10 protein-coding genes are annotated in these 11,950 nt (G+C 60.4%); 2 read left to right on the top strand and 8 right to left on the bottom strand.

The annotated features are described in order from the left end of the window. Positions 1-138 precede the first annotated feature (138 nt). The 5 genes from C7G41_RS33100 to C7G41_RS33085 form a co-directional block, all read right to left on the bottom strand. On the bottom strand, positions 139-2,859 hold the full coding sequence (locus C7G41_RS33100; protein WP_146159849.1) for a hypothetical protein: 2,721 nt from the start codon (positions 2,857-2,859) through the stop codon (positions 139-141). A 123-nt stretch (positions 2,860-2,982) separates the two neighbouring features. Then, positions 2,983-3,264 (bottom strand): hypothetical protein, encoded by a 282-nt coding sequence (locus tag C7G41_RS37140; RefSeq protein ID WP_146159848.1) that lies wholly within the window; start codon positions 3,262-3,264, stop codon positions 2,983-2,985. After that, on the bottom strand, positions 3,261-3,605 hold the full coding sequence (locus tag C7G41_RS33095; protein ID WP_106946467.1) for a hypothetical protein: 345 nt from the start codon (positions 3,603-3,605) through the stop codon (positions 3,261-3,263). The genes C7G41_RS37140 and C7G41_RS33095 overlap by 4 nt, the downstream gene beginning before the upstream one ends. Before the next feature lie 3 nt (positions 3,606-3,608). Next, positions 3,609-4,388: a hypothetical protein gene (locus C7G41_RS33090; RefSeq protein WP_106946466.1), complete on the bottom strand. Its 780-nt coding sequence runs from the start codon at positions 4,386-4,388 to the stop codon at positions 3,609-3,611. Between the two features lie 63 nt (positions 4,389-4,451). Then, positions 4,452-4,703, bottom strand: coding sequence for a hypothetical protein (locus tag C7G41_RS33085; RefSeq protein WP_106946465.1), 252 nt, complete (start codon positions 4,701-4,703; stop codon positions 4,452-4,454). Between the two features lie 381 nt (positions 4,704-5,084). On the opposite strand from C7G41_RS33085, the gene C7G41_RS33080 reads away from it, so the two are divergent. Beyond that, positions 5,085-6,185 carry a hypothetical protein gene (locus C7G41_RS33080; RefSeq protein ID WP_146159847.1) on the top strand — a complete coding sequence of 367 codons (1,101 nt, stop codon included), beginning with the start codon at positions 5,085-5,087 and terminating at the stop codon, positions 6,183-6,185. A gap of 452 nt (positions 6,186-6,637) precedes the next feature. On the opposite strand, the gene C7G41_RS33075 is transcribed toward C7G41_RS33080, so the two are convergent. Further along, positions 6,638-7,669 carry an IS110 family transposase gene (locus C7G41_RS33075; protein WP_106946463.1) on the bottom strand — a complete coding sequence of 344 codons (1,032 nt, stop codon included), beginning with the start codon at positions 7,667-7,669 and terminating at the stop codon, positions 6,638-6,640. 140 nt (positions 7,670-7,809) lie between these two features. On the opposite strand from C7G41_RS33075, the gene C7G41_RS33070 reads away from it, so the two are divergent. Further along, positions 7,810-9,366: an ISL3 family transposase gene (locus C7G41_RS33070; protein ID WP_106946462.1), complete on the top strand. Its 1,557-nt coding sequence runs from the start codon at positions 7,810-7,812 to the stop codon at positions 9,364-9,366. A gap of 439 nt (positions 9,367-9,805) precedes the next feature. Here C7G41_RS33070 and C7G41_RS33060 read toward each other — a convergent pair whose 3' ends face one another. Together C7G41_RS33060 and ligD are read right to left on the bottom strand one after the other, a co-directional pair. Continuing rightward, a complete protein-coding gene (locus tag C7G41_RS33060; RefSeq protein ID WP_106946516.1) occupies positions 9,806-9,982 on the bottom strand; it encodes a DUF3606 domain-containing protein in 177 nt (58 codons plus the stop codon). Positions 9,983-10,166: 184 nt separating this feature from the next. Continuing rightward, positions 10,167-11,057: a non-homologous end-joining DNA ligase gene (gene ligD / locus C7G41_RS33055; RefSeq protein ID WP_106946460.1), complete on the bottom strand. Its 891-nt coding sequence runs from the start codon at positions 11,055-11,057 to the stop codon at positions 10,167-10,169. Positions 11,058-11,950 lie beyond the last annotated feature (893 nt).

The raw sequence follows: 11,950 nt of genomic DNA, 5'->3' as shown, positions 1-11,950 counted from the left end.
ACTATCTAAGGCCCTGAATCAAACCAAATCCATTGGGGCTACAACCCCTAGGGCACCCCTTAACTTACTCGTTGCCTCCCCAACGGACCCGTCGCAGTCGATCAATGAAAAAGGGCGGGACCGCGGTCCCGCCCTTTTTCAGCGCAGCGAATGTGGGGCTTGTCGCTCGCGGCGCTCCCGGTCGAGCTTGTCGCCGACACCGGCGGCCAGTTCCTCCGGCGGCGCGAACAGGTAGTGGTCCTCGGCGACCTTCGGCGTGATCAGGAGCATGCCGCAGGCCTTCAGGAACGACGCTTCGTAGCCCGGCGACGAAACCTCCTCCAGAACCGAATTGAAGCCGATCTTCCGCTCGGCGTGCGCTCCGTAACACCTGGTCGTCGACCAGCGCTCATCGGCGATCTGAGAGAGGATGAACAGTGTCGACGATGCGACCTTCGCGTAAAGCTTGTTGGCGTTCAGTTCCGGCTTGTCGCTGCTCGTCACGAAGAAGCTCGTCGACGCACGGCCTCCCAGGATCCAGTCGCGGGCGCCATCAACGCTGGTGTACTGGTCCAGCGCATCATAGAGACCGTTCGTATCTTTGAGCTTTCCGACGAACCATTGCTTGTTCTTGAATAAACCGTTTCGACGTCCGTTCTTCACGGATGTCCAGTGGACGTACCAGTACCACGTACCGTCGACGTACCGCACCGTGCCGGACCGGTCGGGCGCGTACGTCGTCTCCACGATCGCCCTCGAGCGATGCGGAAACTGAGCGATCATCTCGTGATAGACCACGTTCTGAACCGCGTACGCCCAGGCGCGGTATCCGGGCTCGCATTTCGCCAGGCGGTTCTTGAGAATGTTGCCGAACGCCGCACGGAAGTCGTGCAGGTCGCCATCGAGGACCTCGAAGATACGCTCCTTCGGACGACTGAGCTGCGGGCCGACCTCGGTAATCCATTTGTCGATCTTCTTGATTCGGGCGGCGTAGTATGCTTCGGCGGCGGTGCAGATCGCCGTCCAGTCGCCGGCCGCGCAAATCTCCGCCCAATTGTCGGGCGCCTGTTTGAACTTGACCGCCAGCATTTCGCGCGCATCGGCGTTCAACTTTTCGAAGAACTCCGGTCGCTGCCGCAGGAACCCGCCCTCCGCCAGCATCATCTTCGCGAAGACGCAAAGCTGAATGTCCTCGGCACTATAAGGCTTGATCGGTTCTGGATGTAGTTCGAACGATTTCGGGCTCCGGCGAGAGCGAGCGAATTCGATCGTATCCTTGCCCACCTGCGGGATCGCGAACAAAGCCAGCGTGAGGTCCTCGGCCCTAAAGGTCGGCCTGGTCCTGAGCAGGGCGCCCATGGTCTTCTCGACGTAGGTCAGGCTACGTTCCTGCGTGCCCTTTACCCAGAGCGTGTCATTGTCCTCGCTCTCATCATCGATGTCAGGCTTGAAGCTGTGGAACGCGATCAGCCCGTCCATGTCCTCCGCAAGCATCGGGCTCCACGCCGGCGCCTTGTGCCGGTAACGATCCGCGCAATTTGCGATGTGGTTCTCGTCGACGTGCTTCGCGCGCTTGATCATGACGACGCCGTAGGCCGTCATCATGAGCTCGTGGCGCTCGGATGGCGGCAAGGTCAGGATCTCGTCCGGGAGGTAGAACTTGACCTCCTTCTTGATTACGGGGTCCTGGGGGATCTCCTCCGGCCAGTAGGATTTCGGAATCGTCCCTAACGCGCACGACCGGAAGCGCACCCGAGTCCATAGCGTGCCCCGATCGAACTCAAGCGAGTCCTCGAGCGCCATGACGTCGCCGAACGAGGTGAAGCGATCCGGTACCGAGCGTCCGCGAACCCAGTCGTGCAGCTTCCATCCGATGCAGGGTCGCTTCGGATGCCTACGTTCGCGATCATCCTCGTCCTGAGGCCGCACCAGGTCATGGAGCTGGATGTTGGCCCGCCGACAGCCGAACGCGATGGCGTCGGCGAAGCTTTCGGGGATGATGCCGTTCGACTCGATGTTCGTGGCAATGGCGATGAGGCTCGACAGTCGGCTCTTAAGATCAGCACGTTCCGCCGCATCGCGCGCGTCCGTAAGAGCCTCCACCGCTGGCGCTTCGTCGGCGAGCGAATGCCTAGACGAAGCGAAAATAGCGGCGCTTCGCAATTGCGTCAGGCTCTTCCGGTACGGGCGGACCTCTCTTCTGTCGCTCGACAGCTCTTCGAGCAACTCCGAGAGAACTAGTCCGGCTTCGCGCTTGGGAGCCTCCGTGGCGGGCCCCATGAGTTCGAATTCTTCCTTAATCAATGTGTGATTGCGGTGCGTCACCTTGAGCAAGGTATCGACGCAGATTTCGGCGCCGCGTGCAATCGCCGCCATATTGGGGCGACCGTTGCGCGACGGCAGTCCCGAGCCGGAAGCCTTAAGGCTCGCGATATAGCCGACCAATGCTTTGCGCGTGGCCTCGGATTGGTCGAAGCGATAGCCTGCAGTCACTTCGCACGGCTGCAACTTCATCGTCGCGATATATTCGTGCAAGACCGCCTTGAGGTGACCGGACTCGAGAGAGATCGCGCGACGCCGCACTTCCGCCTGATCCGCGATCAGACTCGTGTGCGGTTCGTCCGGCCTAGTGGGCGACGAGGGCACACCGAGCCCCTGTGCCTTGCGGTCATCGAGGTATTTTAACAGCCGAGCCTCTTCGGCCTGCAGAGCCGCCGGACTCCAGCGATGAGTATTTGCGCTATGCGCGCGCTTTTTTGCGCGCCGCAAGCTCCCTGCGGACGGACCGCCTCTTTTGCGCCGAGCGGAGTTCGGCGCTACGCCCGCGTCTAAAGATGCAACGCTCGCTGCGCTCTTCGCGGTGTCTTTCTCGGAACCCATTAACTCTCTGCCATTCCTTTGCGTGAGAGAAGCAACATCAGACGCCATCGGCGTCGTTGCTATCCCGCTCATGCTTTCTCGTCGCCGCCCCCGTCTTCCAGGAGGCGGTTGGATTAACTTGCTTCAGAATCTCTTGCGCGAAGCGCTCCAAACCAGCCGCCGCGATGACGGCGAACTGGAAGGCGCGCCTTTCCGCCAACGCCCTTCGGCCAAGTCATGGTCGAACGGGCTTAGCGGTTGTCGGATGTCCCGAACCAGATAGTGCTCCCAGCGTTCGAAACCGCACAGACGAGCGGCGATGTTGAGGCTTGCGACGCGCCGGATCTTGATTCCGCGCTCACGCAGGAACCTGCGCAGCCGTTTCGCGGCACCCCTCACTTTGTGAGGGGGCATCATGATGATCATCGCTCTGTCTCTCGTTCGATCACATGGTCCCCGGACGGCGGCGGACCGAAGGTCACGATCGAGGCCAAGGCCTCGAAATCGGTCAGCGCTTTCGCCAGCACGCCGAAGCATCCGCTTTTTCCGAGGATCAGTCCGGTTCCGTAGTGCGGGCCCGAGCCGCCGATCGTGAAGAAGTGGTCGCGGCTTTCGGACGGCACGACGTACACTCCATCTCCTGACGGAAGCGTACCGACACGGATCAATTTGGCGCCGTCAAACCGGCGACGGATGACGCTCTTGAACTCGGGGAGATCCGCCTCTGAGATGATGCGTTCCGATGACTCGATAAGGATGGCGCGCATCGGTCAGTCCCTCCACATGTCCCGGCTCGTGCCGTGCACCTTTGCCGCGACCATCATCCGGTGCAGCTTCGCTTTCTGCCGCTCGAAGATGCGGACGCGGCGGGCGACATCACGTTCGCACCGCGGATCCCTGCAGATCATGCCCTTCCAGGTGGGCACGTGCATGGATTCGAGGACGCCGACGTTTTCGAGCAAATCATCGATGAGCTTTGCGAGCCGGTCGCGCTTGACGTCCATTCCCAACGACTGAACGAGCGTCAACCCCTTCTTCGCGGCCTTCTGCGTCTCATAGGAGAGACGTATTTCGCTGAAGTTCGCGAGCAGGTCGGCGACGGTATCGCGGCGTTTGTCATGGTCGTAGATCCGCATCCGGATGCTGGCCGGCCGTTGGAAGAAATCGAAGTCCGGATCACGCGGGTCAGGCGAGAAGAGCACTTTGTGCTCCCCGTCCGTCTTCGGCGTGACGTCGACCAGGTCTCCGTTATCCTTCTGCCGGACGACGTGGAATTCCGCGTTGAGCCACAGGCCGCGAGCCAACCAGATGATCCAGCCATGCAGCGGGCGTCCTCCTTTGGCTGCGACCTCAGTGGCGACATTGAGGAAGCACCACCCCGCGCGGGCGTCAGGCGGCGCGTCGACATCAACGAGCCGCGGAGCGCCTTTACCGACCGTTGCGAGGAACTCTTCGATCTCCGGCGTCACTTCCGACGGTGTGGTTTCGAAGGTGGACATGTCCTTCGGCGCGCAACGGTGGTGGCGCCGGTCTGGTGCGTGCTTCTGCATGACGATCTCTCTTCTGGAGTGACCGGGAGCCATATTGGCTCCCGGTCGGTTCGGGTGCGCCGACTAGCCGTTGCTCGGCATCGTCTGATCGGTGTCCACGCCGCTCTGACCCGCTTCGGACACATCCGGCTGCGCCGGCGGCCAGGTCCACTTCTGCGACACCGGGCGGCGAACGCGTTCGCGAGCTTCGCGGATCTGCGTGCGCATCCACGGGTCTCCGCCGCGGAGCGGATAGCGCCCCTGGTCGGAGTGGGAGATGCCCGTGTTCCGGGCGGTCACCGACTTGAAGGGCTGGCCCTGCTTGCGGAACCTCATTGGAGTCTTCTCCTTTCTGTACCGTCATTTTCTACGGTACGTGCGGCTTACGAGAGTAAGTCGCGGGGTTAAACGAAAGAAACCTCAGTCGACTTGCGCCCCCAACGATGAGAAGGCGCGGAACCTCAGGATCAGTGGTGGAGGCCTTTTGGTGAACTTCCGCTTCCGGCTGCGCGCTCACCGACCCCATCAAGATCCGGAGATCCAGGCCGTAGGGCGGCGTTCGACCCTACGGAACCTTTCTACGGGACGATCCCGAGCGTGTCCATCGAACCTTCCGCTCAAGGTTAACGATCGCCTAACCTTCTAAGAATATTCAATTTTTGGGTGTCGGCCCACCACGTGAATCAGATAATCTACCCTACAAGGATGGTCGACCGTATGTCGGAGACTTGGCGCTATTCCGGTGATGCGGGTCAGGCTGCTCGGCTTTTAGCCGCGCGCACGGCGGCCGGCTTCGCAACCGCCGTTGATGCCGCCCAACGCTTCGGCTGGAGTGTGGCTCGACTTCGCTCTCACGAAGGTGCCGCTCGAGGCATGAACGAAACTGTGCTGCGTCATTACGCGCAGGCGTTCTCGGTTTCAGAAGAGTGGCTTCGAGACGGAACTGTCGGCGCATTTCCGCCGTTCCGGGACAAGTTCATCGAGGTTGACCCTCTTCGGGTGCAAGAACTTGAATTGCGTTTGGAGGCACAGCGTCAGCCGGCAGAAACGGAAGACATAGACCGGGGCCGACGACTTCGCTTCGCCCGAAGACTTGCCGGTTTTCGTTCTGCCGCGGCCGGAGGAGCCGCTGCGAAGCTTCATCGCTCGACCGTCAATGCCCATGAACGCGGCGTCGATGGCTTCGATCTCGTCTCCGCCAGGAAGTACGCGAAGGCGTTCGGGTGTGAGCCCGTTTGGTTGATCGAGGGATCGCTACCAAGCGGCTATCCCGCGGAAATCGAAAAACTGATCGGACAGTACCTTAATTATCACAATCTCGACGAGGACGATGCGGCGGCGCGGTTGCCATCATATCAACCGCCGCCGCTTACAAGCACGGACGTCTCGCAACCTGAGCTTTCAACGCAGTCCATGGTCGGCGGCGTCGAAATTCCGGAGTTCGAGATCGCAGGCCTCGCGAAATTGCTTACGGATAGCGGAACGGCGACACGACCGACGTTATTGCCTGGCTGGTCCATGCCGCATGCCTTTCTTGAGGGGATTCTTCGTGCGGTGCCAAAGGGCTGCGTCATGGTCGTCGTTCCGAATCGAGCACAGACAAACGGATTTTCTCTCTCTCTAGGCGACCGCCTTATCGTTGACACTTCCGTGCAGGAGGTGTTCTCGGCTGTGTACGCAGCGATAGCTGGCGACACCCTCGTGATTGCAGACGCTAAGACCGATCACGGAAAACAACTTGCAGCCGCGGCGGCACGTCGACAAGACGGCATGGTGTTTGTCGGACAAATCGTCGGAGTTGTTTCTGCGCTTCGCTAATTGCGGTCGTACGTTTCTGTCGCTCACTTGCCGTGCAGGATGCGCACGGAAGCCGGTAGGCTTCCGGCCGAGCCACCAGTGACAGCCGGCCGGCATTCGGACGAATGTACAATCGAGCAATCATCACTTTCAAAGCGGCATCGCCCCAGTTTTCCTGTCATTCGGCTTGCAATATTGGCTCTGACTCATATGTGGAACGGCCCGGGCTGCAAGATCTTTTTTCTGGTAGAACAAGGGATGACGGTGCGGTCATATGTTCGGCCTGTGAAGCGGCGCCTGGCCGCTGGCCACGATGATATCCGCGGAAGCAATCGCCCAATCAATTTCTCGCGCTCGAAGCGCAGTGAGTCAGGCGGTCTGATTGCTACCGGGAATGACGTCATTCGGGGTTCATCCAGATTTGCACCTTGCCTCCTCGGCAGCGTTCTTCTTCCGCCGGAGAGCTCTTGAGATTAGGATTTCAGCATTGCGGCCGGCGCCTGATAGATGCCGCCTCTGACCAGCAAGGCCCAGATCGTGCGCGCAATCTTATTGGCGAGCGCGACCGATACGACCTTGACCGGCCGTCTTTGCAGCATGGTCCGAATCCAGAGTGGGACTTTCAAGCCTCGTTTAGCAAGCTTGATGATAGAGGTCGCGCCAACGATCAAGAGCGTCCGTAGTTGCCGATTTCCACGCTTTGATATCGCGCCGAGCCTTTCTTTTCCGCCGCTCGACTGTGCCCTCGGTGTGAGCCCGGTCCAAGCCGCAAAATCTCGTGCAGTCGCAAAATTGCGAGCATCCAAAACCGATGTCCGAACGGTAGCGGCGATGAGAGGACCGACACCCGGAATGCTCATCAGACGCCTTGCATCGGGATCCTTTTTGACGGCAACCAAAATCTCTCTGTCGAGCTTCTCTATGCGGGTTGTCAGCAGCTCAATCTGTTCGGCAAATAGGATCAGGGCAAAGCGGGCGGCGCCGGGGATCCTTGTGTCTTTTTCGTCCCGGAGAAGCACCAAGAGTTTTGCGATGCTTGCCATGCCTGTGCCAGCGATAATGCCCAATTCGGCCATATGAGCCCGCAGAGCATTTGCAGTCTGGCTGCGCTGCCTCATTAGCATCTCTCGCGTTCGCAAAATCATGTTGGCTGCTTGTTGTTCGGCAGTCTTCACCGGTACGAACCGCATTGTCGGGCGGGTGACCGCCTCACAAATGGCTTCAGCATCCGCCACGTCGGTCTTGTTACGTTTGACGTAAGGCTTCACGCAGGCTGGCGGCATCATGCGGACAGAGTGGCCCAGCGCCGCTATCTCCCGCGCCCAGTGATGGGCACTCGCACAGGCCTCCATACCTACCAAGCAAGCTGGAAGGTTCCGAAAGAAGGGTAGAACCTGCGATCGCCGCAATGTGCGACGAACCAAGACTGTCCCGTTTTCGGCGGTGCCGTGAACTTGAAAGATCGACTTGGCCAAATCCAAACCCACTGTGATAATTTTCTCCATGGAACGGTCCCTCCTTTGTGGCGCCTCTCTACGCGACCACGTTAGGCACTTTTGATGCCGGTTCGAAGGCCGTTCCACACCATCACTTTTGATGCAGTTCGAGGGATGTCTGGCGTTTTGATTGGAGGAGAATCAGCGCCATGCAGCAAGCACTCCACCGCTCCAGTCTGGTGCCGCGTGGGTTTGTTGTAGAGAGTGCGTGCTACGAGGATGATAAGGCCGTCATCACGGTCCGGGCGTCCGGAAGTTTCGGCGTGTGTCCATCGTGCGGAACGGCTTCCCGCCGTGTCCACAGCCGCTATCGGCGCCGTGTGACTGATCTGCCGCTTTCGGGGCGGATCGTAGAGCTCTCGGTGAGTGCCCGCCGCTTCCGTTGCGACGCCGTCCTGTGCGGGCGCCATATCTTCACTGAGCGTTTCTCCGACGGGATATTGGCTCCATCAGCGCGACGCACGGCGAGGCTAGACTCTATCGTCCATCACCTAGGTCTGGCGCGTGGCGGCCGACCGGCGGCAGGCTTCGCAAAACGGCTGATGTTACCGGTGAGCAAGGACACGCTTCTGCGCGTGGTCCGACGCCGTCACCGTCCGCCGGCTGAGCCGCTCAAGGTTATCGGCATCGATGACTGGGCCTGGCGTCGCAATCACCGATACGCCAGCATCGTCTGCAACCTGGAAAGGCGCCGGGTAGTCACCCTGCTGCCGGATCGTGAGCCCGCGACCGCCCGAGCCTGGCTCGCTGCGCATCCCACGATCGCAATCGTCGCCCGCGATCGTGGCGGCGGATATGGCGAAGCGGCAGCCAAAGCCTTGCCACACGCGGTGCAAGTCGCCGACCGCTGGCATCTGATGGAGAACGCCAGTCGGGCCTTTCTTGACGCCGTCCGCAAATCGATGCGCCAGATTCGCACCGTCATCGGTGCAACCGCGATCGATCCCGCGCTGCTCACAGCGGCCGAGCGCCTCCAGTATGAAGGCTACCTGCGCCGAGAGGAGACCAATGCGGCCATCCTGGCTCTGTCGAAGAGCGGCCTACCCATCAAGCAGATCGTGCGCCAGACTGGCCATAGCAGGAAGCTGGTACGGCAGGTGATCCGCGGCGAACGCACCGATGTTTTTCGGACCCGGCAAAGTTCGTTGGATCTGCATTTGCCATGGCTCGATAATCAATGGGTGTCCGGTTGTCGAAACGGGGCTGAACTCTGGCGCCGCCTAGCATCACGCGGCTTCCGCGGCTCGCTCCGCGTCGTCAGCGAGTGGGCGACCCGCAGACGACAGGCCGAAAAGGCCGATGCACAGAACCTGCAGCGGATTCCTTCAGCCAGAACAATCGCTCGCCTCGTGACCATCGGGCGGGACCTGCTCACGAAAGCGGAGACCGTCACGGTCGCGGCGATCGAAGCTGGCGTGCCAACTCTGGTCGAGGCACGCGAGATCATCGCCGAATTCCACCTGATGATCCGGCGCAAGACCGAGGCGGGCTTCATCCCATGGATCGAGCGCGCTCGCGCCAGCCTTGTCGCCTCGTTCGCCAGTGGCGTCGCGAAGGATGAGGATGCGGTACGGGCGGCAATCACTTCACCTTGGTCGAACGGACAGACCGAAGGTCAGATTACGCGCCTCAAGCTCGTTCGACGTCAAATGTACGGTCGCGGCAAACTCGATCTGCTTCAAGCCAGACTAATCGGTGCAGAATAGCCGGCGCTGCACCAAACTTGCGTCAGAGCCCCTTTTGGATGCCGCCAGGGGGTCCCAGTCGAACGCCGATTGACAATCTGGGCATTGCAGTCTCCCCTTCCAGATGAAGGACACCCTGAAACGCCGCAACTACCGTTGGAGCGACGGTGCCGACGGCCGTGCGAAGTCTTGGTACCTGGACCTCGACGAGGGGGAATTGGACGCAGAGCTGCATTTCCTCAGAACCGAGATCTACCAGCTCGACATCGACATCGAGCGGCAGGAATTCACCGCGCTGGATCGGTATTCTGACCTCTGGTATCGTCCGATCGCGGTTGTCCCACAACACGACTTGCCCCGCTCAGCAGAAGCCGAGGCAAGATGGACAGTCGGGACTGGGCGTTCCATGAAAAGCGCGCGGGCCTTGCTCCAGAGATCGCAAGCATACCGCGCGCCTCGGTTACACCGCCAATTGTTTGCGAACGGCGGCGGCCGAATTGCCTACCTTGTCGACGGCCTTTTGCAACTCGTCCTTCGAGACACCAAGCGCCTTGGTCCAATACTTGACCTCGAAGTCTTCATGCATGTTGATCTTGCTACGGTCGCGCTGGTCCCGTTTGGTGAGACTGTCGCTCATCTCCTCCTCCATCGCCTGTACAAGCCGCTCATGATCGAGAACGGCCAGCAGGTCATTGATCGTGTTTTCGGCGTCCCTCGGGCCCGGCTCGACATAGCGAGCCAGGATGGCCTGGGCTTCTTTTACCGCTCGGGTTACGCGATCCGGCATACCGGTACTCCACTCACTGGTGGAGAAAACGCCGTCAGGAACGCCCCGTTCCCTTGCTCAGCCCCTTGAAAGAGCTGGCTCTCAGCAGGCCTTCGGAGGTGATGTCACGGTATTCGATGTCGGCGTAGAACTTCGGCTCGACCCACGTCGCCTTCGGTTTCTTGACGGGCTTGGTGAGCTTCTGCTTCGGGCTGACGACGGTATCGAGAGCCTTGCGGATCTCCGCCGATTTCGTCCGGCTCCAGCCGGTCCCGACCTTGCCCCTATAGCGCAGCTCCTTCCCTTCCTGCTTGCCGAGGTAGAGCGCGGCGACGCCTGAGGGGTCCTTGACGAAACCAACAACAGGGAATTTCTCGCGCTGCACCGTCTTGATCTTCTGCCAGGCTTCCACCCGGTCAGATCTGTACGGCGCATCTACCCGCTTGGACACGATGCCCTCGTAGTTCAGCTTGCTCGCCGCCTCGAACAACGCCTGACCGTCGCCTTCATGGTGCTCGCTGTAGAAGATCGGTGCTTCCAGCCCGTTCTCTTCGATCAGCCGCTTCAGCAGCTCCTTGCGGGCAAGCTGGGCGTGTTTGCGGAGGTCAACGCCGTCCCGCCACAGGAGATCGAAGGCGAAGAAAATGAGGCGGTCCTGGTCGCCTCTGCCGAGGTCTGCCTGAAGTTCGGAGAAGTTGGTGCGGCCTTCGTGGATGACGACCACCTCACCATCGACAATGGCTTGCCCTTCGATGTCGAAGGCGCCCGCAATGACCGAAAACCGGTCGACCCAGTTATGGCCGCTCCTGGTGAAGGCCTTCCGGCTGTTGCCGTCGATGTGGAGCTGGATACGGTAGCCGTCGTATTTGACTTCGTGAATCCATTGAGCCCCCGAAGGAGCTTTCATCTTCAGGGTCGCAAGCTGGGGGCTGATAAAGCCCGGCATGGAAGCTCGCGGCTTCTTGGCCGATGCTCGGGTACGCTTTGCCACTAACGCAACTCACAAAAAGCCCGCCGTCGGTGGGGGGGGAGCCGACGGCGGGGCAGTCTACCTACCTTACTAGGACTCTCCAACCGCGAAGCCCACGCGGCGTTCCCGCGCGTTCTCTCATACAACCGCAGTCGCGATTCCAGGTTGTATTTTCAACGTCAAAGAGAACGGCCGCCGAACGGTTAGCGAACGCGGTGTGATACAGCGTTCTTCAGGAGGAACGCTCTCAGTACTGGGGCCTCTTCAAAAGCTCCGGCAGCCGGGGAGATTGCCTTTGCAATCCTTCTCGCCTCGTCGCGGGTTAGGAATTGCTCGGCGTACTGGTACGGGCGCCGGTGAAGGTCTTCTCGGTGGGGCACAGAGCAGACGGAGAAGCCGTTTGCGTCCTTCACGCGGAAACATTGCTCCTCCTCCACCATCACCCACGGCGCCGGAAACCGCCGAAGGTTATCCATCACATCCTTCGGTTCGCCGGAGTGCCCCTTATCGGCTTGCCGGACGCATAGGTCGGGCTTTCCTTCGCCGCCTGCACCTGCCGGTCTCGCTCAGCGCACAGGTCATCAACCTTACTCAGCATCCTTTGAAGCAAGGTCTCAGCCGAGGCGGTCGATAACCCAGCCCGATTAAGCTGTAGGATTTCCTTGCGCTGGCGACTTACCTGCGAGCGCATGCGCTCGATTTCCGAGCGGAGATATTCGAGTGTGGGCATTGGCAACCTGGGATTTTTTCCACTAGAACAAATAGAGAACAACGAGTCAAGCTTTTGTGCCGACCTTTACGCGGGAGATGTCTGTGCGTACGCCTCTGCAATCCAGCCCACGAATGTCCCATGTTGATGAGAGTGAGTG

The organism is Bradyrhizobium sp. MOS002 (assembly GCF_003020115.1).
Taxonomy (GTDB): Bacteria; Pseudomonadota; Alphaproteobacteria; order Rhizobiales; family Xanthobacteraceae; genus Bradyrhizobium.
This window is presented reverse-complemented; position numbering and strand designations above follow the sequence as displayed.

Excerpts from the sequence above, each read along its gene's own strand:
- C7G41_RS33100 (WP_146159849.1), bottom strand. The coding sequence starts at position 2,859 with ATGGGTTCCGAGAAAGACACCGCGAAGAGCGCAGCGAGCGTTGCATCT.
- C7G41_RS37140 (WP_146159848.1), bottom strand. The coding sequence starts at position 3,264 with ATGATCATCATGATGCCCCCTCACAAAGTGAGGGGTGCCGCGAAACGG.
- C7G41_RS33095 (WP_106946467.1), bottom strand. The coding sequence starts at position 3,605 with ATGCGCGCCATCCTTATCGAGTCATCGGAACGCATCATCTCAGAGGCG.
- C7G41_RS33090 (WP_106946466.1), bottom strand. The coding sequence starts at position 4,388 with ATGCAGAAGCACGCACCAGACCGGCGCCACCACCGTTGCGCGCCGAAG.
- C7G41_RS33085 (WP_106946465.1), bottom strand. The coding sequence starts at position 4,703 with ATGAGGTTCCGCAAGCAGGGCCAGCCCTTCAAGTCGGTGACCGCCCGG.
- C7G41_RS33080 (WP_146159847.1), top strand. The coding sequence starts at position 5,085 with ATGTCGGAGACTTGGCGCTATTCCGGTGATGCGGGTCAGGCTGCTCGG.
- C7G41_RS33075 (WP_106946463.1), bottom strand. The coding sequence starts at position 7,669 with ATGGAGAAAATTATCACAGTGGGTTTGGATTTGGCCAAGTCGATCTTT.
- C7G41_RS33070 (WP_106946462.1), top strand. The coding sequence starts at position 7,810 with ATGCAGCAAGCACTCCACCGCTCCAGTCTGGTGCCGCGTGGGTTTGTT.
- C7G41_RS33060 (WP_106946516.1), bottom strand. The coding sequence starts at position 9,982 with ATGAGCGACAGTCTCACCAAACGGGACCAGCGCGACCGTAGCAAGATC.
- ligD (WP_106946460.1), bottom strand. The coding sequence starts at position 11,057 with ATGCCGGGCTTTATCAGCCCCCAGCTTGCGACCCTGAAGATGAAAGCT.